This window comes from Burkholderia perseverans (assembly GCF_022870505.1).
In the GTDB taxonomy this organism is placed as follows: Bacteria; Pseudomonadota; Gammaproteobacteria; order Burkholderiales; family Burkholderiaceae; genus Burkholderia; species Burkholderia plantarii.
In genome coordinates, this window is record NZ_CP045094.1 from 2,749,527 (window position 1) to 2,776,033 (window position 26,507).

Sequence of the window (26,507 nt, forward strand, 5' to 3'; positions counted from 1 at the left end):
GCCTCGCGCTCACAGCGCCATGCCGCCGTCGATCGTCAGGCTCGATCCCGTCATGTAACTCGATTCGGCGCTCGCGAGCCACGCGACCAGCGCCGCGATCTCGTCCGCGTCGGCCGCGCGCTGCAGCGGGATCAGCGGGCGCACCGCCTCGATGTGCACGGCCGTCATGTCGGTCACGGTCGGCCCCGGCTGCACGTTGTTGATGGTGATGCCGCGCGGCGCGAGATCGACGGCCACGCCCTTCACCATCACCGCCACCGCCGCCTTCGTCATCGAGTAGACGCTCGAGCCGGGATAGTTGCTGCGCACCGCCGTGTTGCTGCCGATCGTCACGATCCGCCCGCCGCGCGGCAGGTGCGCGACGGCCGCCTGGATCGCGAGGAACACGCCGCGCACGTTGACGGCCAGCATCGCGTCCAGGTCCTCGACGCCGAACGCGGCGACGTCGCCGAGCTTCAGGATGCCCGCATTGACCACCGCGATGTCGAGCCCGCCGAAATGCGCGGCCGCCTGATCGGCCGCCGCGCGAATGGCGTCGGCGTGCGCGCTGTCGGCGCGGATCGCGAGCGCCCGGCGCCCGAGCGCGGCAATGTCGGCCGCCACCTCGGCGGCGCTGTCGGGTGCCGAGACGTAGGTCAGCGCGACGTCGGCGCCGTGCCGCGCGAGCCGGCGCGCGATCGCCGCGCCGATGCCGCGCGAACCGCCGAACACGATGGCCCTGCGTTGCTGCAATGAATCCGGAACCATGTCATCTCCTTTATGGATTGATCAGTCAAAAACTGGCGATAAAAAACCGGCCGCCCTGGCCGGTACGTTTTCAAACTGCGAGGCGCGAGAGAGTCGAGCGGCCCGGCGGACCGGGAACGGCCGCCTTCATGCCTTCATGCCCGCAGCCGCTCGACCGTGAAACTCGCGATGCCATGCAGCGCTTCGGCCGCGGTGCCGGCCCGCGCCGCCACCTGCAGGCCCTGCATCGCGATCTGCACGAAGCCGGCCGCCGCGCGCGCATCGAGCGCCGGATCGATCTCGCCGCGTTGCTGGCCGTCGCCGATCGCCTCGGCCAGCGCGCGCTCGAGCACGGGCGCCACGCGCTCGCCAAGCGCGCGCAACCCGGCGTCGCTGGTGCCGAATTCGCAGATCGCGTTCACGCCGAGGCAGCCGAGCGCCTGCCCGCCGCAACCGTCCTCGATCAGGCCGGACAGCAGCGCCTCGATGCCGGCCAGCGGCGAAGCCGCGCCGCGCAGGCGCGCGATGTGCGTGGACACGCTGTTCAGCGAATAACGCTGCAGCGCCTCGAGGTAGAGCCCGCGCTTGTCGCCGAACGTGTTGTAGAGGCTCTGCCGGCCGATGTTCATCGCACCGAGCAGATCGTCCGTCGACGTCGCCGCATAGCCCTTCTCCCAGAACACGCGCAGCGCGCGGTCCAGTACCTCGTCGCGATCGAATTCCCTGGGTCTGACCATGACGCGCACGATACCGATTCTGGATCGATCAGTCAACAACCTTGCGCCCGCCCCGTGCCTCTGCTCACTCGCGGCCACCCGGCATCTCGGCGGGCAGGATCAGGCGCTCGGGAATCCTGCGCGCGGCGGCACGCGCGCAGGCGTAATAGAGCAGCGCCGGCACCACCAGGCCGAGGATCCACGAGATGTCGGTGCCGCCGAGCGCGTCGACGAGCGGGCCGGTGTAGAAGCTCGTCGAGACGAACGGCAGCTGCACGGCGATGCCGATCGCGTAGACGGCGATCGCGGTGCGGTTCCAGCGGCCGTAGCGGCCATCCGGGTCGGACAGCGCCGGCACGTCGTAGCGCGAGCGCGTGAAGCCGTAGTAGTCGACCAGGTTGATCGCGCTCCACGGCGTGAAGAACGCGAGCAGGAACAGGATGAACGCCGTGAATGCCTTCAGGAACGAATCGCGGCCCGCGATCGCGAGCGCCGTCGAGAGCGCCACCATCGCGAGGATCGCCGCGAGCCGGGCGCGATGCGAAATCGTGCGCTGGCCGCCGAAACCGCTGACGATGGTGGCCATCGACATGAAGCTGCCGTAGGCGTTGAGCGTCGTCACCGTGAGCTTGCCGAACGCGATGCTGAAATACAGCAGCGCCGCCATGGCGCCCGACGACCCGAGCCCGACGATGAACGCGACCTCGTGATGCGCGAACTGCCTGCCCGCGAGCGCCGCCGCGAACACGCCGAACACCATCGCCGCCTGCGCGCCGAGCACCGAGCCGAGCCCGACCGCGAGGAAGGTGCCGAGCGGCGAGGTGGTGCGCGGCAGGTAGCGCGAATAGTCGGCCACATACGGGCCGAACGCGATCTGCCACGACGCCGACAGCGACATCGACAGCAGGAAGCTCGCGATCGAGAAATGGCGGTTGGCGAGCAGCAGGCCGACGTCGTGCTGCGAGAACAGCCGTGCGAACATGAACGCGAACGCGATCACGCCGATCACGCTTGCGACGCGGCCGATCAGGTGGATCGTGCGATAGCCGAGTATCGTCAGGACCACGATGCAGGCCGAGAAGATCGCGATGCCGGCCACGTCGCCCACGCCGAGCAGCCGCGCGAGCGCCGAGCCCGCGAGCACCGAGCCGCTCGCCGAGAAGCCGACGTACATCAGGCAGACCAGCACGATCGGGATCGTCGCGCCGTGGACGCCGAACTGCACGCGGCTCGAGATCATCTGCGGCAGGCCCAGCTGCGGGCCCTGCGCGCCGTGCAGGGCCATCACCGCGCCGCCCACCAGCTGGCCGAGCAGCAGCGCCACGAGCGACCAGAACACGTCGCCGCCGAGTACCACCGCCAGCGCGCCGGTGACGATCGCCGTGATCTGCAGGTTCGCCGACAGCCACAGCGTGAACTGGCTGCCGAGCCGGCCGTGACGCTCCGCGTCGGGGATGAAGTCGATCGTCCGCGATTCGATCAGTTCGCCGCCTGCGCGGCCCGCGCTCTCGTCGTTGTTTTCGCTCGTCACGGGAAACGCTCCAGTTCCGGTTGGGGTAGCCGCGCGGCGCCGCCCGTCTCCGTCCGGCGGCGCTGCGCGGTCGAATCTATTTGTCTAGACATCCCGGCGAAAAATCGGGAGTTACCCGATGGAAACGACCCGATCCGCGCCGCGCACCGGCCGCCCATGGATCACCCGATGATCCGGCTCCGCGCGCCTTGCATCTGAACCGGCCAAATTTGAATAGTCAACTGCCCGCCGCGCGCCGGCGATTCATCCGCAAATCGCATGACTGATAGTCGCTTTCCTGGCGTTCCGCCGTGCGCCGCATCCCGTTGGATTCGCCGGATCCCTTTCTTCCGGATCCGACCACATGAGGCTTCTCGAACCCTTTCAGCTCGGCCCGAGCCGCCTGTCCAACCGCATCGTGATGGCGTCGATGACGCGCGGGCGCGCCCGGCCACGTGCCGACCGAGCTGCATATCGCCTATTACCGGCAGCGCGCGAGCGCCGGGCTGATCGTGACCGAGGCCATCTGGATCAGCCGCGAGGCGATCGGCTTCGTCAACGTGCCGGGCCTGTTCAGCGCGGCGCAGGCCGACGGCTGGCGCCGCGTGACCGACGCGGTCCACGCCGCGGGCGGGCGGATCTTCGCGCAGCTCGCGCATTCGGGCGCCGTCTCGCATCCCGACTTCTTCGACGGCGCCGCGCCGCTCGCACCATCGGCAATCAATCCTGCGCTGCGCGCGTACACGCCGGACGGCTTCCAGGACACCGTCACGCCGCGCGCGATGACGGTGGCCGAGATCGGCCGGACCGTCGCCGACTACGGCGCCGCCGCGCGCCACGCGCGCGCGGCCGGCTTCGACGGCGTCGAACTGCACTGCGCGACCCCCTACCTGCTGCCCGAATTCCTCAACAGCGCGCTGAACCGGCGCGACGACGCCTATGGCGGCAGCGCCGAACGGCGCGGCCGGATCGTGATCGAGGTGCTCGATGCGCTGATCGCCGAATGGGGGCCGGGGCGCGTCGGCGTGAAGATCGCGCCGGCCTTCGAGACGGGCGGCTTCCGGCAGACCGATGAAACGGTCGCGACCTACGACCGGCTGCTGCAGGCGTGCAACCGGCTGCCACTCGCCTACGTGCAGGTGGTGCGCGCGCTGGAGGACTTGAGCGGCACGTCGATCGCCGCGCTGCAGGACACGATCGGCTACGTCCGGCAGCGCTACGACGGCACGCTGATCGCGAACGGCAACTTCGACCGGGACGCGGCCGGGCGTTTGATCGAGCGCGGCGGCGCCGATCTCGTCTCGTTCGGCAAGCCGTTCATCGGCAATCCCGATCTGGTGCGGCGCTTCGAGCGCGGGCTGGCGCTGGCGGCGGCGGACCCTCAGACGTTCCACCAGGGCGGCGCGCAAGGCTATGTCGATTACGCCGAAGCGGGCTGAGGCGGTCGGGCGACGCGGCAGGTCGCTTGCCGTATGATCGCCGATGCGTTCAGATTGACGGGTTCGCGAGCGAGGTTGATCGGATCGGCTGATCCGGGGGCGCGGCAGCCGCCTACACTGTGGTCATGGCTCGCGCGACCGCGCCGGCCCCGCCCCCCCACACTTCATCGACCCGCCCATGCAACTCACCAGCCAGAGCTTCCAGGATGGCCAGCCGATTCCCGGCGAATTCGCGTTCGCCGTCGCCGATCCGGCCGCGCACGTCGCGCTGTCGTCGAACCGCAATCCGCATCTCGCCTGGACCGGCGCGCCGGCCGGCACGCAATCGTTCGTCGTGGTCTGCCGCGATCCCGACGTACCGAGCCGTGGCGACGACGTGAACCAGGAAGGACGCGAGGTACCCGCCTCGCTCGCGCGCGTCGACTTCTTCCACTGGCTGCTGCTCGACCTCCCCGCCGCGACGACCGCAATCGCCGCGGGCAGCCACTCCGCCGCCGTCACGCCGCGCGGCAAGCCCGGACCGGATGCACCCGAGGGGTTGCGTCACGGCATCAACGACTACACCGGCTGGTTTGCCGGCGACGGGCAGATGAGCGGCGACTACTACGGCTATGACGGCCCCTGCCCGCCCTGGAACGACACGATCGTCCATCACTACGTGTTCACGGTCTACGCGCTCGCTGTGCCAAAACTCGCGGTGAACGGCGCGCTGACGGGCGCCAACGTGCGGGCCGCGCTCGCCGGGGCGCCGGTGCTGGCGACGGCGAGCCTCACCGGGACCTACAGCCTCAATCCGCGCGTCGCCGCGGCCTGACGATGCGGCGCGGTTCGAAGGTTTCCTGGAACGGGTGAATCTCATGTCGGTCGAGCCTTGTGTTGCGTCGTCAGCCTGGCGCGCCGCACCGGATGGCGAGCGACCGCGGATGCATGACGGCGGGCGATCGTCGGAGTCGGTGGACGGGTCGCCGGCCTCGACCGCGCGGCTCGTGGCGCGCCGCGATCTTTGCGGGCTGGCCCGGCCGTCGCTGGTGCTGCCGCAGCACACGCGGCGCTTCCGGTTCTTCGAAACGACGCTCGTGCAAATCCTGTGCGGCCGCTTGAACCTCGACGACGGCCACACGCGGCTCGACCTCGACGCCGGTTCGCCGCTGCTGCTCGTCGATGCGCATGCCTGCGCCGATCTGCGCAAGACGCCCGGCGGCGACGCGCGGCGCTTTCAGTCGATGTTCCTGACGTTCCCGCCGGCGCTGGTCGCCGCGTTTCAGCGCGAGACGGCGCCGGCTGACCTCTCCGGGACGACGGGTGCCGACCGGTCGCGCCCGCCGTTCCAGACCGTTGCACTCGACGCCGACCTGCTCGCGTCGCTGCAGCACGTGTTGCAGGGCGTCGAGCAGGCGGGGCTCAGCGATGCGCGGTTGCGGTATCGGCTCATGGATCTGCTGCACGCGCTCGCGGAGCGCGGCTTCCGGCTGCCGCCGCCGCTCGCGCCGACCACCTCCGGGCGGCTGCGCGCGCTGTTCGGCGACGCGCCCGGCCATCACTGGACCGCGCAGGCGGCCGGACGCGAACTGGCGATGAGCGAGGCCACGCTCAGACGGCGACTCGCGGCGGAACAGGCCGAGTTCGAGAGCTTGCTGGTGGAGGTCCGCATGCACCACGCGATGATGCTGCTGCAGACCACCGGGTGGAATCTGGCGAGGATCGCCGAGGCTTGCGGGTACCGGTCGCGGGCGAGGTTCGCGGAGCGGTTCAAGGAGCGGTTCGGGACCGTGCCGTCCCGGGTGCGGTAGCGGATCGACGCGATGGTGGGCGGTGCCGGGCGCGTGCGGAACGGCCCGTTTCAGCGATGCGCCTCTTGCAGTTTTTCCATCAGCGCCAGCGCGTTGGGAATCGCCTCGCCGCGTGCGGTATTGTCGAACAGGCACCAGGCCTCGGAGCCGGCGCGGCCGGCTTCGATCAGCCGCGCCGCCAGCGCTTCGATGAATGGCTCGTCGTATGCCGAGTAATACATCTGCGGCGAGCCATGCAGGCGGAAGTAGGCAATACGCGGATCGCCGATCGGCTCGGCATTGGCGACGGGTGGCGGGTCGGCCCGCACGCAGCCGATCCCGGCCTGTTTCAGGATGGTCGCGCCGGCCTCGGAAAACCACGTCGCGTGGCGGGGTTCGCAGACGACGGGCGTTTGCGTGGCGCTTCGCAGCCGCGCAAAGAAGCGCCGGGCCGTGGCGTCGTCCAGCACCAGGCCGGGCGGCAGTTGAAGCAGCAGACACCCCAACTTTTCCTTCAGCGGTTCGACCTGGGCCAGGAATTCGCTCAAGGCGGCGTCGGCGTCGCGTAATCCCAGTTCATGCGAAATCCGTCGCGGCATCTTGACCGAGAACCGGAACGCGTCGGGCGTGCTCGCAGCCCAGCGCGCGTAAGTCTTCGGCTGATGAGGGCGGTAGAACGACGAGTTGATTTCCACCGAGGAGAAAACTCGCGCGTAACGCTCGAGATGGCTGCCTTCGGTGGGGAACCGGCCCGCCACGCGCGACGACAGCGCCCATCCGGCACAGCCGATGTAGGTCGGGCAGGCTTGGGAATGACGCTCGGGGGACGTGCTGGAAGTCATGAAGTTTCGGCGTGCATCGGCCGGACGAGGTGGTGCCGTCAGCCTAGCACGCCGCGCTTCGCCCGCCGATCCTGCGGGCCGCATCGGGTGCGGCCGAGGGCGATGCGGGAAGGCCGATAACGATGCTTCGTCGATCGGCCCTCGCGGGCCTGTCCGAACCGTGGCGTGCGAGGCCAGGGAGCATGGACCGTTCCGCCTCAGAAATCGTGGTTCATCCCGAACGAGACGCCCGTCTGCTTGCTGTGCAGGGACGGATTCAGCGTCGCATTGGTGACGTAGCCCCCCGTGAAGTGCGTGTAGTCGACATCGGCGTAGAGCAGCGTGCTCTTCGACAGCGAATAGGTGATGCCCACGATGGCGACGTCCTTTCTGCCGTCCACGCCGGACGTCGAGTTGGCGTTGTCGTAATAGGCGGCCGTCACGTTGAAGTACGGCGACGCCTGATAGCGGAAGCCGCCCCACAGGTACTGGTTGCGCGTCTCGCCATGCGCCGTCGAGGGAACCCCTTGCGTGGCGAGCGAATAGCCGCCCATCACGTCGACCGGACCGAGCGAGACGGCGCCGCCGGCCGTATATTGATCGTTCGCGAAAAACGCGGTGTTGGCGGCGTTGGTCGACAGCGCGTTCGAGCGATGCGTGTAGCCGGCGCCGAACTTGATCATTTTCGTGTGGTAGTTCAGGCCGCCCGCGAGCACGGTGCCGCTGGCCAGACTGCCCGCGATGCCGCCCGGCGCGTACACCGCGCGCGCCGTCCACGGACCGAAGTCCCCGTGGTAGTGGATCGCATTGTCGTCGCGACCGCTGGTGCCGCCCGATACCGCCGCCGCCTCGGTAATGCCCAGATAACGCAGGTTGAACGGCTCGAAGTCGCGGATCAGCCGGTGCTGCAGCGTGAACTGGTGGCCGATGTCGACCTGGCCGAACGGGCCGGACAGGCCGACCGTCGAGTTGCGCTGGAATATCTGGTTGGTGGTGCTGCTGTTCGCGCCGGTCGACAGGACGTAGCCCGCCTCCAGATCGAAGCGCGCATAGTAGCCGCCGCCCAGGTCCTCCTTGCCCTCGAAGCCGAGGCGATTCGACCGGAACACGCCGTTCGATGCCATCGACAGCGCCGCCCCGCCGGCGCTCGTGCCGTTCACGAGATTGCGCAGGCCGCCGTCGAGCGAGCCGTACAAGGTCACGCTGCTTTGCGCGCATGCGACGCCGCTCGACAACCCCAACATGGTCACGGCGGCCAACGATCGCCGACGGCCGAACCGGCGTGCGCCGCGGCCTGCAGTTCCAGTTACTGACATGTCTCCTCCATCGATATCATTAAATTAATCAGCCACGGGACGCAATGCGGACCGCCCCTGCCTGGCCTTCAACCCTGGATCGCACGAAGCTCGCGCTCGAACCGCGTGCGCCCCCTCACCCCTGCCGTTGTATTCGCATGCCCGCGCGTCCCTCGTGGAGACGCATCCGCCGGACACGCATCGGCGCCGGCCACCGATCAGAACTGCGTGCGAATCCCTCCGCCGGCCGTGATGCCGCTCGACATCCGGTTCGCGCGATCGCCCAGCACCGCCGCGTAGATATCGGTGCGTTTCGAGAGCGGATAGTCATAAGCGAGCGCCCAGGTGTTGCGATACGCCGAGCTGTGGCCGGTGCTCTTCGAATAGGCATCCGAACCAAGGATGCGGCCGACACCGACCGGGATCGAGAAGCCGATCTGGCCGGTATCGATGCCGACGTTGCCGCTCGACACCGCATCCCGTACATGCTGGTACTGGCCATACAGCTTCACGAAATGCAGGTCATATGACGCGCCGACGTTCAACACCGACTGCGTCGTCAATCCCGGCAGCACGGTGTCGAGGTCGCCGGCGTTCAGGCTGTACTTGATCTGCTGATACACGGCCGAGGCCGCGAAGCCGCCATGGCTGTACGCGACCTGGCCCGTCCACTTGTTCTGCCCGAGGTGGCCCGGCTCGTTGCCGAACGCATACATCGCCCGCCCGATCAGGCCGTTGAACGACGGCGTGGCGTAGAACACCGCGTTCCACCACTCGCCGGCGTTGCCGAACACGCCCTGGCCGTTCACGCCGACATAGCTGTGCAGCACGATCGGCGCGAACACGAAGGAATTCCCGAACGGGTTGAACGTGATCGTCGAGAACCACAGCAGCGGCGGAATCAGGCCGGCGGTCAGCGTGCCGTAGCGGCCGCTCAGGCCGACGTAGGCATTCCGCGAGAACAGGCCGTCGTGCGGGAACCCCGTGCGGCCCATCGCGCCGGTCTGGACGTTGAAATAACCCTCGAGATCGAAGACGACGCTCGTGCCGCCTCCGATGTCCTCCGTTCCGCGCAGACCAAAATACGGCGCCGTCATGCCGCCGTTGCCGGCGATCACGCTCGACTGCCCGTTCATCGGCTTCTTGTAGGCGACGAACGCGTCGACCAGGCCGTACAGTTCCACGCTCGATTGCGCATGGGCCGTCCCGGCGAGCAGTGCCGCCGCCGAAACCAGCAGCGTCATCCCCAACCCTGTTTTCATCCGTGTCTCCTCCCTGCCCGAACCCGGGTTGACGCCCGTGAGGCGTTCCCGCTCATCTGTTGGTCCGCGCCGCATCGCGCGTCGGCATCCCGCATGCCTCATTGATCTGCATTGCTAAATAAAAACCCTGATTTCCGGGCGCCCGACGATACCCGGTCGCGCCTCGACCACGGCGGCGCGCCGCCACCGCCGCGGCCGGCCGGGCCCGCCCTACTGCCTGACCCGAACCGGCTGCCGCGCACCGGCCCCCGCGGCCGGTGAGATGTCCGACGGCTGCGGCTTCGCGCACAGCAGGGTATGCAACACGACGAGCGTGAGGCCACCGGAGATCACCGGCTGCTGCAGCACGAGCTGGAGCATCAGCGGCATCGCATGGATCACCTCCGGCTCGATGAACAGCCCGCCGAGGCCCACCAGAAACGCGAGCCCCGCCGCGATCAGGCGGCGATCGTCCCACTCGACCTGCGCGAGAATATGGACGCCGTGCATGAAGACGATGCCGAACAGCAGCGTCGCGGCGGCCGAGATCACCGGGATCGGCACGATCACGAGCAGCATGTCGAACTTCACGCAGCCGCCGAGGGCGATCAGCAGGATGCCCGCGGCGAGCGTGACGAAGCGCGAGCCGACGCGCGTCGCGCGCAGAATCCCGATGTTGTCCGGATACGCGATCGTGCTGAAGCCGCCCCACATCGCCGCGACCACCGAGCCGAGCGCGACGCCGAACAGCCCTTCGGACATGCGGCCCGGGCTCAACGTCTCATTGCCCCATTCGGCGACGGTCTGGTAAAGCGCCATCGATCCCATGCCGGCCGGAATCAGCACCAGCAGGAACACCGCGACCAGATCCGGACGCACCCCGAAGCCGAACGGGAAGATGCGCGGCTCGACGAGCAGCGGCGCCGCGGCCACCGCCGCGAACGACACCGGCTGCCACAGCGTGTAGGCCAGCGTGCCGAGCGCGAGACCGAGCAGGATCGCGACGCGGCGCAGCCGGCGGCCGCCCCACAGCATCGCGAATACGATGCCGGCCACGGCGATCGCGCCCGACAGCAGGTTGACGACCGGGAAGCCCGGCGTGCGGGGGTGGCCGATCCAGGTCGGCAGCGCGACGCTCGCGATCTGCACCATGATCAGCATCACGATCATCCCGGAAATGATCGGCAGGCGCAGGTGCCGCGCAAACATGCCGGCCACGCTGCGCCCGCGGACCGGCACCGTGAGCAGGCACCAGATCAGCGAGGCGGCGAAGAACGACCCGAATGCCATGCCGAGGCCACCCGACTGCAGATGGCCGACCGCCAGCAGCGCGCCGAAGCTGCCCGCATAAGGCCCCTGCGCCACCGGCAGGCGCAGCAGCAGCACCGATTGCAGGATCGTGATGACGCCGCACGCGATGAAGGTCATCCCGTACAGGTACGCGATCTGCGGATCGGATAGATGGAAGGCTCGGCCGAGCAGCCCGGGGAACACGAACATGCCCGTCATGCCGAACACGTTCTGCAGCGCGAGCACGGCCAGCTGCGGCAGCGGCAGGCGCTCGTTGATGCCGACATCGAAGATGCGCGCGGGCGAGGCTTCGGCAGTGGCGTCCCGGCTTGACGCGCCGGAATCCGGCATTTCCTGGCTCACGATGTGTTCCGTTCAATAAAAAAGGAGTCCTGCCTAACGACGCAGCCCGCGGCCGTGTCGCACTGATTGCCCTCGGGCAGCGGCGCGCCATGGCGAGCCGGCCTCCCCGCTGCGAGCGACCCAAACGATACGAACGCGCCACCCGCCCGGCGTGATGCGACGGCGCTCAATCGTCGAGCGGAATGCCGCGCGTCTCCGGGCCGAACCAGATCGACACCATGCCGACGACGAACAGCAGCGACACCGCGGCCGATGCCGCCGGAAACGAACCGAACCTCGCGACCACCGCATTGCCGGCGATCGGCCCGATGCTGGTCAGCGCCCGCGCCATGTTCCAGCAGAAGCCCTGCCCGGTGGCGCGCACGCGGGTCGGGAACAGCTCGGGCAGATAGGCGGCGAAGGTGCCGAACGCGCCGATCACGAAGTAGCCGTACACCGGCATCAGCCACAGCACGCGGCCGATGTCATGCACCGTCATGAACAGCACGAGCGAGACCACGAGCGAACCCACGGAGAAGATGAAGTACGACATCCGGCGGCCGAGCGCGTCGAGCATCCAGATCAACGACAGGTAGCCGAGCGACGCGCCGATCATCATGAGGATGAACGCGTAGCTGACCGTCGTGCCGACGTCGCGGTGATCGGCGGCCGCCACCGACAACTGATGGATCCAGCTCGGCAGGAACGTGAGGCCGCCCCAGCAGCCGAGCATGGCGGCCGACGACACGACCACGCCGATGATCGTCTTGCGGCGCAGTCCCGGCGCGAAGATCGCACTGAAGGTCTGCAGCGCCGACTCGGCGATCACGCTGTCGCGCACCTGCACCCAGCGCTGCGGCTCGGGGACGAAGCGGCGCACCAGAATCGTGGCGAGCGCCGGCGCGGCGCCCACGCCGAGCACGACGCGCCAGCCGAAGCGGCCCAGCAGCAGGTTGTCGAGCGCCGCCGCGAGAAAGCCGAACGCGAACGCCATCTGCATGATCTGCATGGCGCGGGCGCGCTGCTTGCCGGGCCATGATTCGGCCACCAGCGCGGCGCCGGCCGCCCACTCGCCGCCGATCCCGAAGCCGGCCAGCGCCTGTGCGATCGCAAGCTGCGGCCAGGTCTTCGCGAATGCGCTGAGCAGCGTGAACGCCGCGTAGATGAGGATGGTCAGGCCCATCACGCGCGAGCGGCCGAACCGGTCGGCGGCGACGCCGAACAGCACGCCGCCGATGCCCCAGGTGAGCAGCTTGCCCGCGATGATGAAGCTGCCGATCCGGCTGATTTCGGTGGCGTCGGTGCTGTGCAGCAGCTGGCTCACGCTCGGCACGAGCACGAGCGTGAAGAGATTCAGGTCCATCGAATCGAACATCCAGCCGAGGAACGCCGAGATCAGCGCCAGCCACTGGTAGCGCGACAGCCTGAATCCGTGTGTCTCGGCCGGGGCCATGGTGGCCGCGCGGGCGCCCTGCGTAGTGCGCATCGTCTCCGTCTCCTGATCTCTCGCCGCCAAGGCGAACGACTTGCCCGGGTCGCCTGCCCGGTCCGTCGGTTGACGCAGTATAACGTAATGCAATTAGATTGCAATATAGAATATTGTATTACGTCATACATGCAGTCCGACGGCGTGCACGGACGGGCAGTTCGGGATCGCAGGAGAGAATCGGTACGCGTGCGGGATCGCCTGGCCGCCACGCATGGCGCCAGCGACGAAGACACACGGAGACGCGGAACAAGGCGCAGAACGTCGCGCCGGATACCGGCCGGCGAGCCGACCGCCGGCCACGCTCGGCAGGCAGCAGGCAGCCGGGGCCGGGGGCTTTCGCCCCGGCCCCGGCGCATCGAACCGGGAAGCCGCGGAAAGCCGCGGCGGGACGCCGACTCAGTCGACCGTCTCGGAGAGCACCTGGACCGCCAGCCGCTCCGCCTGCTCGACATGGCGCTTGCAGGCAGCCGCGGCGGCGTCGGCATCGTTGCGCAGGACGGCATCGACGATCGCCGAGATTTCCTCATAGCTTTGCGGCAAGCGCCCTTCCTGCGACAGCGTCGTCGCGCGCAGCATCATCACGCGCGTATGGACGAGCCGCAGCATTTCCGTGAGCACCGGATTGTTGGCGCCTTCGAGCATCACGTCATAGAACTGCGCCTTCTGTTTCAGGAACTGCATGATGCCGTCCTGGCCCTGCGCGTCCTGGATCGTCGCGAGTTCCGTCAGCGCCTGCTTCAGCGCGACGCGCTGCTCGTCGTTCGCCCGCTCGGTGAACTGGCGGCCCGCCAGCGCCTCGAGAACCGCGCGCACCTCGTAGAGCCCCCTCGCCTCGTCCCCCGTCATCAGCGAGACGATCGGCCCCTTGTGCGGAATGATCTGCACGAGCCCCTCGGCCACCAGCTGGCTCAACGCCTCGCGCACGAGCGTGCGGCTCACGCCCAGCATTTCGCAGAGCTCGCGCTCGATCAGCCGGTCGCCGGGCTTGAAGGTCAGATCGCTGATACATGCGCGCAAACCGTCGATCACCTGCTGGCGCAGCGTTGCCACCGGCCTCACTACCAATCTGTTGGTATTCATTCCACCTCTTTGCATAGGGATTGATGGGAGCGACGCTCAATACAGTAATACAATCATATTGACTTTTGACGGCGGCGCTCCGATACTGCGTCTGATTATACAATCCTACAACCGTTCGATAAACCGGAAGGGTACTCATGGAAGACATCACGCTGTCCCAACGCCGCGCCATCGGCGCGAAGATCCGCACGGAAGTGCTGGGTGCGAGCCACACGCAGAGCAACGCCACCCCCAATCTGTTCGATGCCACCTTCCTCGAGTACACGGAGGACGTCTGCTGGGGAAACATCTGGAATCGCGACGGCCTGACGCGCAAGACGCGCAGCATGCTGAACCTCGCGATGCTGGCCTCGCTCGGCCGCTGGCATGAATTCGAAGTGCACACGCGCGGCGCGGTGAACAACGGCGTGACGGAGCAGGAAATCGCCGAGGTGGTGCTGCAAGCCGGCGTCTATGCGGGCATTCCGGTCGCCGCCGAAGGGCTGCGCCGCGCGAAGGCCGTCGTGCTCGAACTGAAGGCGAAGGCCGAGGCGGCCTGAAGGCGGCGCGCGGCCGGCGCAAGGCGCGCCGCGATCCGTCATCCCGTTGCCGGGCGCGCCTGCCTCGAAGCCCAGGGTGGCCGCGGGCGCCGCGCCCCCGGATCGCCGGCCCGGCGCTCCTTTTCATCGTGTCCCAGTCGCGCTCCGCGCCTTACCGAGTCAGTCATGTCCGAAGCAACTTTCTGCGAAATTCCAGCCGGCCGCATCGCCTACACGCGTCGCGGCACCGGGCGGCCGCTGGTCCTGCTCCATCCGATCGGCGTCGACCGCGGCTGGTGGGACGAATACGTCGAGCATTGGGCCGCCTCCTACGATGTCGTCGCGATCGACATCCGCGGCCATGGGGCGTCGAGCGCCGTCACCGCGCCCGTCACGCTGGCCGAACACGCGGCGGACGTCGCCGCGGTGCTGCGCCAGGCGCGCCTCAGCGGCGCCACGCTGATCGGCGTGTCGATGGGCGGCATGATCGCGCAGCACGTGGCGATCCAGTTCCCCGAGCTGGCCGGCGCGCTGGTTCTGTGCGCCACGGCCGGCGGCTTCCCCGACGAGGTGCGCCCGCGCATCCTCGCGCGCGGCGACATGAACCGGCAGGGCTCGATGTCGGAAGTGATCGACGACACCATCACGCGCTGGTTCGCCGCCAACCCGCCGCGTCCCGAGCTGATCCCGAAGTGCCGCGCGCGGCTCGCCGCGGACGACTGGCATAGCTGGAGCGCGAACTGGCGCGCCATCTCGTTGCTCGACACGCTCGACGAACTGCCGGCAGTGACGGTGCCGGCGCTGGTCGTCGCCGGCGAGGCCGACGCGAGCATCCCGCCGGCGGTCTCGCAGAAGATCGCCGACGCGCTGCCGAACGCCCGCTTCGTCGTGGTGCCGGGCGCCTCGCACTTCGGCGCGTTCGAGATGCGCGAAATCTTCACCGCGGTGTTCGACGATTTCCTGTCGGCCCTCGGCCGATGAAATAAGGCAGATGGCCGCCCGCGCGCCGGAACGGTTTCGACGCGCGGCGCGGCCCGGTAGTCATCAATAAACGGAGCAACCCAGGCACGGGCCGATTGCTCTCAGGAGGCAGCATGGCAATCACTATCCGTTCATCCTTCACGGTCGAAGCACCGCCGTCCGCCGTCTGGACGACCATGATCGACATCGAACGGTCCGCACCGTGTTTTCCCGGCGCGGAACTCAAGGAACAGCAGCCCGACGGCAGCTACAAGGGCGGCTTCACCGTCAAGCTCGGCCCGCTCACGCTGAAGTTCGCGGGCAAGTTCAGGATCGCCGGACAGAACGACGCCGACCGCACGGTCGTGGTGTCGGCAAGCGGCACCGACACGAAGGGCCGCGGCGGCGCCGATGCGCAGATCAACGCGGCCGTCAGCGACGCGGGCGGCGGCAAGACCCGCGTCGAGGTGGTCTCGGACGTGAACCTGTCGGGCACGGTCGCGCAGTACGGGCGCGGCGCCGGGATGATCGAGGCGCTCTCGCAGCAGCTGCTGAACCAGTTCGCGAAGAACCTGGCCGCGCTGATCGAGGCGGACGCCGCGCATGCCGCCGAAACCGCTCCGGCTGCATCGGCCGCCCCCACCGCGGGCGAGCCCGACGCGTCGAACCCGTCCGCCGCCGCGGACGCACCGCCGCCCGCCGCCGCAACGCGCCGCCCGCCGCCCGCTCCCGCGCCGGTCGTGCCGCTCGATGCCGGCGCGCTGATGCGCAAGGCCATGTGGCAGTCGGTGCGGAATTTCTTCGCGCGGCTCTTCGGCATCAAACAGCATCACTGACACGAAGCCGCCACCGCCGCCCTATCGGAGCACGCATGAAACCCAGTGAATTCCAGTATCACGCGCCAACCACCGTCGACGAGGCCGCGCGACTGCTCGGCACGCTCGAGGACGCCCGCGTGCTCGCCGGCGGCCAGTCGCTGATGCCGATGATGAACTTCCGGTATCTGATGACGAGCCACCTGGTCGACCTGAACGGCGTCGAGGCGCTGACCCGCATCGAGGAACGCGACGGCCGCCTGCACATCGGCGCCGTGGCGCGGCAGCGCGACATCGAGCTGTCGCCGCTCGTCACCCGGCGCGCGCCACTGATCCGCGAGGCGTATCAGCTGGTGAGCCACAAGCAGATCCGCAACCGCGGCACGCTCGGCGGCAGCCTGTGCCAGCTCGATCCGTCGTCGGAGCAGCCGTGCTTCACCGCCGCGCTCGACGGCATCCTGACGATCGCGCGCTACGACGACGGCGCCGTCACCACGCGCGAACTGCCGATCTCGGAGTGGGCGCTGATGTACATGACGCCCGCGATCGAGGAAGGCGAGCTGCTCGCGGGCATCTCGCTCGAAATCTGGCCCGAAGGCCACGGCTACGCGTTCGAGGAGTTCGCGCGGCGCCATGGCGACTACGCGATCGTCGGCGTCGCCGCGCTCTGCACCGCCGACGCGCGCGGCTGCCTCGACCGCGTGTCGCTGACGGTCTGCGGCGTCGCGCCCGGCCCGGTGCGGATGCACGAGGTCGAGACCGCGCTGCGCGGCCTGCCGATGGGCGACAGCGCGCTGCGCATCGCGAGCGACGCCGCGCGCGAGCTCGACGTGATGACCGACGCCCACGTCAGCACCGACTACCGCCAGCATCTCGCCGGCGTCCTGACCGAAAGAGCGCTGAAGACGGCGTTCTCGCGCGTCGCAAGACAATCCTAGAGTGACAGAGGAGATGGACATGGAGACTCGTACCGTCAGGGTCATCGTCAACGGCGCCGCCTATGAGCGCGAAGTCGAGCCGCGCCGCATGCTCGGCGACTTCCTGCGTCACGACCTCGAACTCACCGGCACGCACTACGGCTGCGAGCACGGCGTCTGCGGCGCCTGCACGGTGCTGATCGAAGGCCGCACCGCGCGCGCCTGCCTCACGCTCGCCGCCCAGGTGGACGGCCGCTCGCTGACCACGGTCGAAGGGCTGGCCCACGCGGACGGCACGCTCAACGCGCTGCAGAAGGCCTTTTCCGAGGCTCATGCGCTGCAATGCGGCTTCTGCACGCCCGGCATGCTGATGACGCTGACCGAACTGCTGAACGAAACCGACTCGCCGACCGAGGCCGAGATCCGCGAGGCGATCACCGGCAATCTGTGCCGCTGCACCGGCTACCAGCCGATCGTGGCGGCCGCCCTGCTCGCCGCCCAGCGCATCCGCGATCAGCGTGCCGGCGCGCCGGCCGCGCAAGCCACGGAGTGACACGATGGAAATTTCCGACCTGAAGGGCGCGCCCACCGACCAGCGCTACATCGGCAAGCGCGTCGCGCGCACCGAGGACAAGAAGCTGCTGCAGGGCCAGGGCACCTACGTCGACGACCTGCATCTGCCGAACATGCTGCAGGCCGCGGTGCTGCGCAGCCCGCACGCGCACGCGAAGATCGTCTCGATCGACTGCACGGCCGCCCGCGAGCTGAAGGGCGTGCATGCCGTCTACACGCACGCGGACCTGAGCGGCCGCGCCCGCGCCCGCGTGCCGTCGATGCTGCCGAACCCGGCGATCCGCTTCGAGCGCACCCAGGAGCTGCTCGCCTCGACCGAGGTGACGTTCGCGGGCGAGGCGGTCGCGTTCGTGGTCGCCGACAACCGCTATATCGCGGAAGACGCCTGCGGCCTGATCGAAATCGAATACGACATCCTGCCCGCCGTCGCCGACTGCCGCGACGGCCTGCGTGCCGACTCGCCGCTCTGCCACACCGACGCGAAGGACAACGTGGTCGCCCACATCGAGATGGCGTTCGGCGATCTCGACGCGGCGTTCCAGGACGCGCCGCACGTGGTCGAGGAAACCTACTGGCAGAACCGCGGCTCCGCGCATCCGATGGAGACGCGCGGCTACCTCGCCGAGTATCACGCGACCCAGGGCGAGTTGACCGTCTGGTCGTCGGGCCAGGCGCCGCACCACGAGAAGAAGAACCTCGTCGAACTGCTCGAATGGGACGCCGAGAAGCTGCGGGTGCTGATGCACGACGTCGGCGGCGGCTTCGGGCCGAAGCTGCCGTTCTATCCGGAAGAGGCGCTGGTGGCGATCGCGGCGGTCGCGCTGAAGCGTCCCGTCAAGTGGATCGAGGACCGGCGCGAGCACTTCCTGTCGGTCACGCAGGAGCGCGACCAGTGGTGGACCATGCGCATGGCGCTCGGCACCGACGGCAAGATCCGCGGCGTCAGGCTGGAGATGGTGCATGACAACGGCGCGTTCCTGCCGTGGGGCATCATCACGCCGTACATCTCGATCACGACCACGCCCGGCCCCTACGTGATCCCGGCGATGGGCGCGAAGCTCGACGTGGTCTACACCAACAAGTGCGCGACCTCGCCGGTGCGCGGCGCCGGCCGCCCGCAGGCGGTGTTCGCGATGGAGCGGATCCTCGACAAGGCCGCGCGCACGCTCGGCATGGATCGCGCGGAACTGCGCTGGCGCAACCTGATCCAGCCGGAACAGATGCCCTACGACGCGGGCTTCATCTATCGCGACGGCAGCCCGCTGCGCTACGACAGCGGCGACTATCCGGCCTGCCAGCAGGCTGCGCTCGAACGCGCCGGCTACGCGGGCTTCGCGGCGCGCAAGGCCGCGGCGCGCAGCCAGGGCCGCTTCATCGGCATCGGCATGGCGAGCTTCGTGGAAGGCACCGGGATGGGCCCGTTCGAGGGCGCCACGGTGCGGGTGCAGGCCAACGGCCGGGTGGTCGTGATCACCGGCGCGTCGCCGCAGGGCCAGGGCCACAAGACCACCTTCGCGCAGATCTGCGCCGAGCAGCTGAACCTGCCGCTCGAGACGATCGACGTCATCACCGGCGACACCGGCGGCATCTCGATGGGCGTCGGCACGTTCGCGAGCCGCGCGACCGTCAACGCCGGCAACTCGGTCTACATCGCCGCGCAGGCGGTGGGCGAGAAGATGCTGACGCTGGCCGCCCACCTGTGGAAGTGCGAACCCGGTGAACTGGTGCTGATCGAGGGGCACGTGGCGCGCCGCTCGGGCATCGAGCAGCGCATGAGCTACGGCCAGCTCGCGAAGATCTCGCAGGGCATGCCCGGCTTCACGATGCCGACGGGCCTCACCGCCGGCCTGGAGGAGACCAGGTACTTCTCGCCCGCGCAGTCGACCTACTGCAACGGCACCGCCGTCGTCGAACTCGAGGTCGATCGCGAGACCGGCCACATCACGATCCTCAACTACGTGATGGCGCACGATTCGGGCAAGCTGATCAACCCGTTGCTCGTCGACGGCCAGGTGATCGGCTCGGTGGCGCACGGCATCGGCAACGCGACGCTCGAATGGATGCAGTACGACGAGAACGCGCAGCCAACCACCACCAACTTCGGCGAGTACCTGCTGCCGATGGCCACCGACGTGCCGAACATCGACATCGTGCATCTCGAAACGCCGTCGCCGCTCAATCCGCTCGGCGTCAAGGGCGCCGGCGAAGGCGGCACGATCCCGGCCGCGGCGGCGATCATCTCGGCGATGGAGGACGCGCTGTCGGAATACGGCGTCACGTTCACCGAGGCGCCGCTGGTGCCCCAGCGCGTGTTCCAGAAACTCAAGGAGGCCGGCGCCTACGCGCGCTGACCTGCGCCGGCGCCCGCCCGGCGCGGGCGCCCTTCCCTGCTTTCATTGTTCGGACTTTTTTTCCATGACGACCGAATTCACCGCCGCACTGCACGACTCCGAATACCGGATCACCCTGGCCCAGCCCGAGCTGGGCAACACGCTGACGCTCGAGGCGATGCGCGCGCTCGCCGCCGAGATCCGCCAGGCCGGCCGCGACAGCGCGGTGAAGATCATCCGGATCCGCGCGTCGGGGCCCGCGTTCTGCCGCGGCCGCGCGGTCGGCGCGCCGCCGGCCGCGCCGCCGAGCGCCGAGCAGTTCCGCCGCAACGTGGCCGATCCGATCCTCGACGTCTACCGCGCGATGCACGAAAGCCAGGTGCCGCTGCTGGCCGAGGTGCAGGGCGACGCCGAAGGCTTCGGCTGCGCGCTCGTCACCGCATGCGACCTGGCGGTGGCCGCCGACAGCGTGCGCTTCAACCTGCCCGAGCTGCAGAAGAACCTGCCGCCGACGCTGGTGCTGTCGGTGCTGCGCCACAAGGTGCCGCCGAAGGCGTCCGCGCACCTGGTCTACCTGACCGAGACGATCGACGCCGCGAATGCGCGCGAATGGGGCATCGTGGCCGAAGTCGTGCCGGCCGCGAGCCTGAGCGAGCGCGCGGACGCGATGGTCGCCTCGATCTGCACGCGCGACCGGATCGCCATCGCGACGCTGAAGACCTACTTCCGCGAGATCACGATCCCCGACTTCTCGCTCGCGAGCGAAACGGCGGGCGCCGCGCTCGCGAACGCGATGACCTCGATGCGCCGCTGATCCGCCGCGAGCCGCGAGACGGCTCGGAGCCGCAACACCCCGCCCGGGTCGGGCAACACTTCAAGCAATGAGGGCGCCGCGCAACGCGGCGCTCCACGGGACTCAAGCCATGGCTGATCAAGACACCTCCTCCGCGTCCGCCGCGAAAACCGGTTACGCGGACCTGCACGACCACATCGCACGCCTCGACGCGGCGGGCCTGCTGTACCGGATCGACGAGCCGGTCAACAAGGACACCGAAATGCACCCGCTGGTGCGCTGGCAGTTCCGCGGCGGCATTCCCGAAGCCGAACGCAAGGCCTTCCTGTTCACCAACATCGTCGACAGCAAGGGCCGCAAGTACGACATGCCGGTGATCGTCGGCGGGATCGCCGCCAATCCGGAGATCTACCGGATCGGCATGAACGTGCCGTCGCTCGACGACATCGGCGACGCCTGGAACCGCGCGATCGACAATCCGGTGCCGCCGGTGGTGGTCGAAAGCGGCCCCGTGCATGACATCGTGATCGAGGGCAAGGATCTCGAAGGCCCGGGCAACGGCCTCGAATCGCTGCCGCTGCCGATCTCGACGCCGGGCTTCGACGCCGCGCCGTACATGACGATGACCGGCGTGATCTCGCGCGACCCGGAAACCGGCGTGCAGAACATGGGCACCTACCGCGGCCACCTGAAGTCGCCGACCCGGCTCGGCATGATGATGCTCGTGAACCTGCGCGCGGGCGGCCTCGACCACTGGCGCAAGTTCGCGGCCAGGGGCGAGAAGATGCCGGTGGCGATCGTGCTCGGCGCGCCGCCGCTGGTGGCGTTCCAGGGCCCGCAGAAGCTGCGCCCGAACACCGACGAACTGAGCGTGGCGGGCGCCCTCGCCGGCGAGCCGATCCGCGTCGTCAAGGGCCGCACCGTCGACCTGCTGGTGCCGGCCGAGGCGGAAGTCGTGGTCGAGGGCTACGTCGACCCGACCTACCTCGAACCGGAAGGCCCGTTCGGCGAGAGCCACGGCTACGTCGCGCTCGAGGACTACAACGTCTCGATCGAGGTCACCGCGATCACGCGCCGCAAGGACGCCGTGCTGACCTCGATCATCTCGCAGGTCACGCCGTCCGAATCGAGCGTCATCAAGCGGCTCGCCTACGAGCCGATGTTCCTGCGCCATCTGCGCGACCACCTCGGCATTCGCGGCATCAGGAAGGTGTTCCTGCACGAGCCGCTGACGAACCTGCGCCGCTTCGTGTTCCTGCAGTTCGAGCGCGGCTCGAAGAAGACCGAGGTCTGGCGCGCGCTGTACGGCACGATGTCGCTGCAGGCCGCGATCGGCAAGTTCGTGATCGCCGTCGACGACGACATCGATCCGGACAACGCCGACGCCGTGTTCTGGGCGATGGGCTACCGCTGCAACCCGGTCGAGGACGTCAAGCTGATTCCGTTCCGCGAGCACGGCCACGGCCCGCGCTCGGATCACGACACGGGGCTCGATTCGGCGATGCTGGTGGACGCGACGATGAAGGCGCCGATGCCGCCGCTCGCGCTGCCCAAGAAGGAATACATGGAAAACGCGAAGGCGCTGTGGGAACGTCTCGACCTGCCGAAGCTGAAGCCCGAGTCGCCGTGGTACGGCTACTCGCTCGGCGACTGGACCGAGGAATGGGACCGCAACGCCGAGCAGGCGACGCGCGGCGAGTGGATGCAGCGCGACGCGTCCTACCAGGCACGCCGCCGCGCCGGCGTGGAGCCGAACTCCCCGGTGCGCGGCTACGAGAACGATCATGAGTAACGGCACCCCGGAACGCATCATCGTCGGCATCACCGGCGCATCGGGCGTGATCTACGGGATCCGCGCGCTCGAACTGCTCGCCGAGGCGGGCGTCGAGACCCATCTCGTGATCAGCAAGGCCGCCGAGCTGACGATGACCTACGAGACCGATATCCGCGCGGCCGACCTGCGCGCGCGGGCCTCGTGCTGGTATGCGCCCGGCGACATCGGCGCGGCGATCTCCTCCGGCTCGTTCAAGACCCGGGGCATGCTGGTGGTGCCGTGCTCGGTGCGCTCGATGAGCGAGATCGCCACCGGCATCACCAGCTCGCTGGTCAGCCGCGCGGCCGACGTGGTGCTCAAGGAGCGCCGGCGCCTGGTGCTCGGCGTGCGCGAGACGCCGCTGCACGGCGGCCACCTGCGCACGCTGGTGCAGCTCTCCGACATGGGCGCGGTGATCGCGCCGATCGTGCCGGCGTTCTACCAGAAGCCGCAGTCGATCGACGACATCGTCAACCACACGGTCGGCCGCCTGCTCGACCTGTTCGACATCGAGACCGGCGTGGTGAAGCGCTGGAAAGAACAGCGGCAGGACGACGAGTAAGGCCGCCGCGGCGCGTTTCACCCTCTCCCCAGGCTCGCCGCGCGACCCGTGCCGGCGGGCCGCCCTTTGCGACCATCATGACTGAATCCAACCTGCTTTCCCGGCTCGCGGACCCGAGCCTGCTGCGCACGCTCGCGTATCTCGACGGCGCATGGTGCGGTGCCGACGACGCGCGCACGTTCGCCGTCGACGATCCCGCCACCGGCGAGACGCTCGCCGAGGTGCCGCTGATGACGGGCGCCGAGACGCGCCGCGCGATCGAGGCCGGCGAGCGCGCGCAGCGCGGCTGGCGCGCGCTCACGGCGGCGCAGCGCGCGGCGGTGCTGAAGCGCTGGCATGCGCTGATGATCGCCAACGCCGACGATCTCGCGACCATCATGTCGGCCGAGCAAGGCAAGCCGCTCGCCGAGGCGAAGGGCGAGATCGGCTACGCGGCCTCGTTCATCGAATGGTTCGCCGAGCAGGCCAGACGCGTGGACGGCGACGTGCTCGCCTCGCCCGCCGCCGACAAGCGGATGCTGGTGACGAAGGAGCCGATCGGCGTGTGCGCCGCGATCACGCCGTGGAACTTCCCGGCCGCGATGATCACGCGCAAGGCCGCGCCCGCGCTCGCCGCCGGCTGCGCGATGATCGTCAAGCCGGCCGAGGCCACGCCGCTGTCGGCGCTCGCGCTCGCCGAACTCGCGCATCGCGCGGGCGTGCCGGCCGGCGTGTTCAGCGTCGTGGTCGGCGATCCGCGCGCGATCGGCGCGGAGCTGACCAGCAACCCGATCGTGCGCAAGCTCTCGTTTACGGGCTCGACGCCGGTCGGCCGCCTGCTGATGAACCAGTGCGCGCCGACCGTCAAGAAGCTCTCGCTCGAACTGGGCGGCAACGCGCCGTTCATCGTGTTCGACGACGCCGATCTCGACGCGGCGGTGGAAGGCGCGCTCGCCTCGAAGTACCGCAATGCCGGCCAGACCTGCGTCTGCACCAACCGCTTCTACGTGCAGGACGGCGTGTACGACGCGTTCGCCGAAAAATTCACGGCGGCGGTCGCGCGCATCCGGGTCGGCAACGGCTTCGAGAGCGGCGTCACGCAGGGGCCGCTGATCAACGAGGCCGCGGTCCGGAAGGTCGAGGCACATCTGGCCGACGCGCTCGAACACGGCGCGCGGCTGCTCACGGGCGGCGCGCGCCACGCGGCCGGCACGCTGTTCTTCGAGCCGACCGTGGTGGCCGACGTCACCGCGTCGATGCGCTTCGCGACCGAGGAGACCTTCGGCCCGGTCGCCCCGCTGTTCCGCTTTCACGACGAGCAGGAAGCCGTCGCCGCCGCCAACGCGACCGAGTCCGGCCTCGCCGCGTACTTCTACAGCCGCGACATCGGCCGGGTCTGGCGCGTGTCCGAAGCGCTCGAATACGGCATGGTCGGCATCAACACCGGCCTGATCTCGAACGAAGTCGCGCCGTTCGGCGGCATCAAGCAATCCGGCCTCGGCCGCGAAGGCTCGAAATACGGCATCGAGGAATATCTCGAGACCAAATACCTGTGCATGGGCGGGCTCTGAACGCGCGAGGCGTCGGGCGTCGAACCTGGCGCCGCCGCGACCGATGAACGGCCGCGGCGCCGACTGTCGGACGAGGCGCGCCGCCGGCTTCGTCCAGTCGGGACCGACGCACGGCGAGCGTTCGACGGCGGGACCCGCGCCACCGGCGCCGGGCGCGTGTCGGCGGGAAAGCCCGCGTTGACACTCGTAACATTGCCATGCAATCATACAATCACACCGAATACCCCTCTGCTGGGTCTCACATCTAGGAGACAACATGTCGTCGTCATCTCAGGATCTCGCGCAAACGGCCACCGCCGACGGTGCCCCGCGCGACTTGCAGGAACACATCGCCCGGCTCGAGGCCAAGGGGCTGCTGACCCGCATCGACCGGCCGATCAACAAGGACACGGAGCTGCATCCGCTCGCGCGCTGGCAGTTCCAGGGCGGCCTGCATGAAGACCAGCGCCGCGCGTTCCTGTTCACCAACGTGGTCGACGGCGACGGCCAGCGCTACGACATCCCGGTGCTGATCGGCGGCCTCGCCGCTTCGCCGGAAATCTATGCCACCGGCCTCGGCCTGCCGGTCGAGCAGATCGGCCGGGCGTGGACGGACGCGATCGCCGAGCCGGTCGCGCCCGTGATGGTGGGCGACGCGCCGTGCCAGGAAGTGGTGATCAGCGGCGACGCGCTGAAGGAACGGGGCCTGTCGCGCCTGCCGGTGCCGGTCTCGACGCCCGGCTTCGACGCCGCGCCCTACCTGACCGCGACGCTGTGCGTGACCAGGGACCCCGAAAGCGGCGTGCAGAACATGGGCACCTACCGCGCCGCCCTGAAGTCGGAGAACCGGCTCGGCGTGCGCATGGCGAGCCGCCTGTCGGGCGCCGGCGGCTACCTGCACTGGGAAAAGTACCGCGCGCAGGGCCGGCAGATGCCGTGCGCGATCGTGCTCGGCTGCGCGCCCGCCGTGCTGTTCACCGGACCGCAGAAGCTGCAGATCGACCAGGACGAGATGGCCGTCGCCGGCGGCCTGATGCGCGCGCCGGTCGAGGTGGTGCGCTGCAAGACCATCGACCTGGTGGTCCCCGCCGACGCGGAAATCGTCATCGAAGGCCTGATCGACACCGACGCGCTGGAGCCCGAAGGCCCGTTCGGCGAGAGCCACGGCCACATCGCGCTCGAGGACTACAACATGTCCATGCACGTCACCGCGATCACGATGAAGAAGCAGCCCGTGTTCGTCTCGATCATCAGCCAGGTCACGCCCAGCGAAAGCTCGGTGCTGAAGAAGGTGGCCTACGAGCCGCTGTTCCTCGAGCATCTGCAGAAGGTGATGGGCGTGCGCGGCGTCAAGCGCGTGGTGATGCACGAGCCGCTCACCAACCTGCGCAAGGTGATCTTCGTGCAGTTCGCGCGCGGCACGCCGCAGGCCGAGGTCTGGCGCGGCCTGCAGGGCGCGGCCACGCTGCAGGCGCAGTGCGGCAAGCTGGTGATCGCCGTCTCCGAGGACATCAATCCGGAAAACGCCGACGCCGTGTTCTGGTCGCTCGCCTATCGCTCCGACTTCACGCACGACGTCCACGTCACGCCCTACCGCACCAGCGGCCACGGTCCGAAGTCCGGCCGCGCGCCGCTCGAAAGCACGCTGCTGATCGACGCGACGCTGAAGCACGCGATGCCGCCGCTCGCGCTGCCGACCGAGCCGTACATGAGCGCCGCGCGCAGGATCTGGGAAGAACTCGACCTGCCGTCGCTGACACCGCAGCCGCCGTGGCACGGCTACCACCTCGGCGACTGGGACAAGCGCTGGGACGAATACGCCGAGGCGGCCACCTCCGGCGGCTGGCGCGAGACGGGCGAGCGCACCTGGGCCAACCGGCGCGGCGGCGTGAAACCGGAAACGCCGGTGCGCGACGCTGCGGGCGGTCACGGCGAATGAGCGCCCACGCGCCAGCCGAACTGAATCAACCTGGAGCAGA

Annotated in this window: 23 protein-coding genes; 14 read left to right on the top strand and 9 right to left on the bottom strand. The window is 68.9% G+C overall.

The genetic code is table 11. The features are described 5' to 3' along the window. Window positions 1–9: 9 nt before the first annotated feature. The 3 genes from BpN12_RS26735 to BpN12_RS26745 all read right to left on the bottom strand — a co-directional run bounded on the left by BpN12_RS26735 (window position 10) and on the right by BpN12_RS26745 (window position 2,973). Window positions 10–747, bottom strand: coding sequence for an SDR family oxidoreductase (locus BpN12_RS26735; protein WP_246795215.1), 738 nt, complete (start codon window positions 745–747; stop codon window positions 10–12). A 134-nt stretch (window positions 748–881) separates the two neighbouring features. After that, entirely contained in the window at window positions 882–1,463 is a 582-nt protein-coding gene (locus BpN12_RS26740; protein WP_246795216.1) for a TetR/AcrR family transcriptional regulator, read from the bottom strand. A gap of 64 nt (window positions 1,464–1,527) precedes the next feature. Then, entirely contained in the window at window positions 1,528–2,973 is a 1,446-nt protein-coding gene (locus tag BpN12_RS26745) for a purine-cytosine permease family protein (protein WP_246795217.1), read from the bottom strand. Window positions 2,974–3,407: 434 nt separating this feature from the next. On the opposite strand from BpN12_RS26745, the gene BpN12_RS26750 reads away from it, so the two are divergent. The 3 genes from BpN12_RS26750 (at window position 3,408) to BpN12_RS26760 (ending at window position 6,181) form a co-directional block, all read left to right on the top strand. Beyond that, window positions 3,408–4,391: an oxidoreductase gene (locus tag BpN12_RS26750; protein ID WP_246795218.1), complete on the top strand. Its 984-nt coding sequence runs from the start codon at window positions 3,408–3,410 to the stop codon at window positions 4,389–4,391. 178 nt (window positions 4,392–4,569) lie between these two features. After that, window positions 4,570–5,205: a YbhB/YbcL family Raf kinase inhibitor-like protein gene (locus BpN12_RS26755; RefSeq protein WP_246795219.1), complete on the top strand. Its 636-nt coding sequence runs from the start codon at window positions 4,570–4,572 to the stop codon at window positions 5,203–5,205. Between the two features lie 43 nt (window positions 5,206–5,248). After that, window positions 5,249–6,181, top strand: coding sequence for a helix-turn-helix transcriptional regulator (locus BpN12_RS26760; RefSeq protein WP_246795220.1), 933 nt, complete (start codon window positions 5,249–5,251; stop codon window positions 6,179–6,181). 50 nt (window positions 6,182–6,231) lie between these two features. On the opposite strand, the gene BpN12_RS26765 is transcribed toward BpN12_RS26760, so the two are convergent. The 6 genes from BpN12_RS26765 to BpN12_RS26790 all read right to left on the bottom strand — a co-directional run bounded on the left by BpN12_RS26765 (window position 6,232) and on the right by BpN12_RS26790 (window position 13,718). After that, window positions 6,232–7,002, bottom strand: a complete 771-nt coding sequence (locus tag BpN12_RS26765; protein ID WP_246795221.1) for a DUF72 domain-containing protein — start codon at window positions 7,000–7,002, stop codon at window positions 6,232–6,234. A 197-nt stretch (window positions 7,003–7,199) separates the two neighbouring features. Next, window positions 7,200–8,183 carry a porin gene (locus BpN12_RS26770; protein ID WP_246795222.1) on the bottom strand — a complete coding sequence of 328 codons (984 nt, stop codon included), beginning with the start codon at window positions 8,181–8,183 and terminating at the stop codon, window positions 7,200–7,202. Between the two features lie 311 nt (window positions 8,184–8,494). Then, entirely contained in the window at window positions 8,495–9,538 is a 1,044-nt protein-coding gene (locus BpN12_RS26775) for a porin (RefSeq protein ID WP_246795223.1), read from the bottom strand. 210 nt (window positions 9,539–9,748) lie between these two features. Then, window positions 9,749–11,170 (bottom strand): uracil-xanthine permease family protein, encoded by a 1,422-nt coding sequence (locus BpN12_RS26780; RefSeq protein ID WP_246795224.1) that lies wholly within the window; start codon window positions 11,168–11,170, stop codon window positions 9,749–9,751. Between the two features lie 166 nt (window positions 11,171–11,336). After that, window positions 11,337–12,635, bottom strand: a complete 1,299-nt coding sequence (locus tag BpN12_RS26785) for an MFS transporter (protein WP_246795225.1) — start codon at window positions 12,633–12,635, stop codon at window positions 11,337–11,339. A 399-nt stretch (window positions 12,636–13,034) separates the two neighbouring features. Next, the gene (locus BpN12_RS26790) at window positions 13,035–13,718 is read right to left on the bottom strand and encodes a GntR family transcriptional regulator (RefSeq protein ID WP_246795226.1); all 684 of its coding nucleotides are present in this window, start codon (window positions 13,716–13,718) and stop codon (window positions 13,035–13,037) included. A gap of 137 nt (window positions 13,719–13,855) precedes the next feature. Between BpN12_RS26790 and BpN12_RS26795 the strand changes: the two genes are divergently transcribed. The 11 genes from BpN12_RS26795 (at window position 13,856) to BpN12_RS26845 (ending at window position 26,467) form a co-directional block, all read left to right on the top strand. Next, entirely contained in the window at window positions 13,856–14,257 is a 402-nt protein-coding gene (locus BpN12_RS26795; protein ID WP_246795227.1) for a carboxymuconolactone decarboxylase family protein, read from the top strand. Between the two features lie 165 nt (window positions 14,258–14,422). Next, the gene (locus tag BpN12_RS26800; RefSeq protein ID WP_246795228.1) at window positions 14,423–15,217 is read left to right on the top strand and encodes an alpha/beta fold hydrolase; all 795 of its coding nucleotides are present in this window, start codon (window positions 14,423–14,425) and stop codon (window positions 15,215–15,217) included. 113 nt (window positions 15,218–15,330) lie between these two features. Next, window positions 15,331–16,032: an SRPBCC family protein gene (locus BpN12_RS26805; RefSeq protein ID WP_246795229.1), complete on the top strand. Its 702-nt coding sequence runs from the start codon at window positions 15,331–15,333 to the stop codon at window positions 16,030–16,032. Between the two features lie 35 nt (window positions 16,033–16,067). Next, window positions 16,068–16,949: an FAD binding domain-containing protein gene (locus tag BpN12_RS26810; protein ID WP_246795230.1), complete on the top strand. Its 882-nt coding sequence runs from the start codon at window positions 16,068–16,070 to the stop codon at window positions 16,947–16,949. A gap of 19 nt (window positions 16,950–16,968) precedes the next feature. Then, complete coding sequence (locus BpN12_RS26815; RefSeq protein ID WP_246795231.1) at window positions 16,969–17,481, top strand: (2Fe-2S)-binding protein; 513 nt, start codon at window positions 16,969–16,971, stop codon at window positions 17,479–17,481. Between the two features lie 4 nt (window positions 17,482–17,485). Continuing rightward, complete coding sequence (locus BpN12_RS26820; protein ID WP_246795232.1) at window positions 17,486–19,852, top strand: xanthine dehydrogenase family protein molybdopterin-binding subunit; 2,367 nt, start codon at window positions 17,486–17,488, stop codon at window positions 19,850–19,852. 64 nt (window positions 19,853–19,916) lie between these two features. Further along, window positions 19,917–20,645 (top strand): enoyl-CoA hydratase/isomerase family protein, encoded by a 729-nt coding sequence (locus BpN12_RS26825; protein WP_246795233.1) that lies wholly within the window; start codon window positions 19,917–19,919, stop codon window positions 20,643–20,645. A 109-nt stretch (window positions 20,646–20,754) separates the two neighbouring features. After that, window positions 20,755–22,416 carry a UbiD family decarboxylase gene (locus tag BpN12_RS26830; protein ID WP_246795234.1) on the top strand — a complete coding sequence of 554 codons (1,662 nt, stop codon included), beginning with the start codon at window positions 20,755–20,757 and terminating at the stop codon, window positions 22,414–22,416. Continuing rightward, window positions 22,409–22,999 (top strand): UbiX family flavin prenyltransferase, encoded by a 591-nt coding sequence (locus BpN12_RS26835; RefSeq protein ID WP_246795235.1) that lies wholly within the window; start codon window positions 22,409–22,411, stop codon window positions 22,997–22,999. The genes BpN12_RS26830 and BpN12_RS26835 overlap by 8 nt, the downstream gene beginning before the upstream one ends. 77 nt (window positions 23,000–23,076) lie before the next feature. Further along, window positions 23,077–24,549, top strand: coding sequence for an NAD-dependent succinate-semialdehyde dehydrogenase (locus BpN12_RS26840; RefSeq protein WP_246795236.1), 1,473 nt, complete (start codon window positions 23,077–23,079; stop codon window positions 24,547–24,549). Between the two features lie 256 nt (window positions 24,550–24,805). After that, on the top strand, window positions 24,806–26,467 hold the full coding sequence (locus BpN12_RS26845; RefSeq protein ID WP_246795237.1) for a UbiD family decarboxylase: 1,662 nt from the start codon (window positions 24,806–24,808) through the stop codon (window positions 26,465–26,467). Window positions 26,468–26,507: the final 40 nt, after the last annotated feature.

Bases quoted from the DNA above. Each gene is read 5' to 3' on its own strand.
- BpN12_RS26735 (WP_246795215.1), bottom strand. From the start codon at position 747: ATGGTTCCGGATTCATTGCAGCAACGCAGGGCCATCGTGTTCGGCGGT.
- BpN12_RS26740 (WP_246795216.1), bottom strand. From the start codon at position 1,463: ATGGTCAGACCCAGGGAATTCGATCGCGACGAGGTACTGGACCGCGCG.
- BpN12_RS26755 (WP_246795219.1), top strand. From the start codon at position 4,570: ATGCAACTCACCAGCCAGAGCTTCCAGGATGGCCAGCCGATTCCCGGC.
- BpN12_RS26760 (WP_246795220.1), top strand. From the start codon at position 5,249: ATGTCGGTCGAGCCTTGTGTTGCGTCGTCAGCCTGGCGCGCCGCACCG.
- BpN12_RS26765 (WP_246795221.1), bottom strand. From the start codon at position 7,002: ATGACTTCCAGCACGTCCCCCGAGCGTCATTCCCAAGCCTGCCCGACC.
- BpN12_RS26775 (WP_246795223.1), bottom strand. From the start codon at position 9,538: ATGAAAACAGGGTTGGGGATGACGCTGCTGGTTTCGGCGGCGGCACTG.
- BpN12_RS26785 (WP_246795225.1), bottom strand. From the start codon at position 12,635: ATGCGCACTACGCAGGGCGCCCGCGCGGCCACCATGGCCCCGGCCGAG.
- BpN12_RS26790 (WP_246795226.1), bottom strand. From the start codon at position 13,718: ATGAATACCAACAGATTGGTAGTGAGGCCGGTGGCAACGCTGCGCCAG.
- BpN12_RS26795 (WP_246795227.1), top strand. From the start codon at position 13,856: ATGGAAGACATCACGCTGTCCCAACGCCGCGCCATCGGCGCGAAGATC.
- BpN12_RS26800 (WP_246795228.1), top strand. From the start codon at position 14,423: ATGTCCGAAGCAACTTTCTGCGAAATTCCAGCCGGCCGCATCGCCTAC.
- BpN12_RS26805 (WP_246795229.1), top strand. From the start codon at position 15,331: ATGGCAATCACTATCCGTTCATCCTTCACGGTCGAAGCACCGCCGTCC.
- BpN12_RS26810 (WP_246795230.1), top strand. From the start codon at position 16,068: ATGAAACCCAGTGAATTCCAGTATCACGCGCCAACCACCGTCGACGAG.
- BpN12_RS26815 (WP_246795231.1), top strand. From the start codon at position 16,969: ATGGAGACTCGTACCGTCAGGGTCATCGTCAACGGCGCCGCCTATGAG.
- BpN12_RS26820 (WP_246795232.1), top strand. From the start codon at position 17,486: ATGGAAATTTCCGACCTGAAGGGCGCGCCCACCGACCAGCGCTACATC.
- BpN12_RS26825 (WP_246795233.1), top strand. From the start codon at position 19,917: ATGACGACCGAATTCACCGCCGCACTGCACGACTCCGAATACCGGATC.
- BpN12_RS26830 (WP_246795234.1), top strand. From the start codon at position 20,755: ATGGCTGATCAAGACACCTCCTCCGCGTCCGCCGCGAAAACCGGTTAC.
- BpN12_RS26835 (WP_246795235.1), top strand. From the start codon at position 22,409: ATGAGTAACGGCACCCCGGAACGCATCATCGTCGGCATCACCGGCGCA.
- BpN12_RS26840 (WP_246795236.1), top strand. From the start codon at position 23,077: ATGACTGAATCCAACCTGCTTTCCCGGCTCGCGGACCCGAGCCTGCTG.
- BpN12_RS26845 (WP_246795237.1), top strand. From the start codon at position 24,806: ATGTCGTCGTCATCTCAGGATCTCGCGCAAACGGCCACCGCCGACGGT.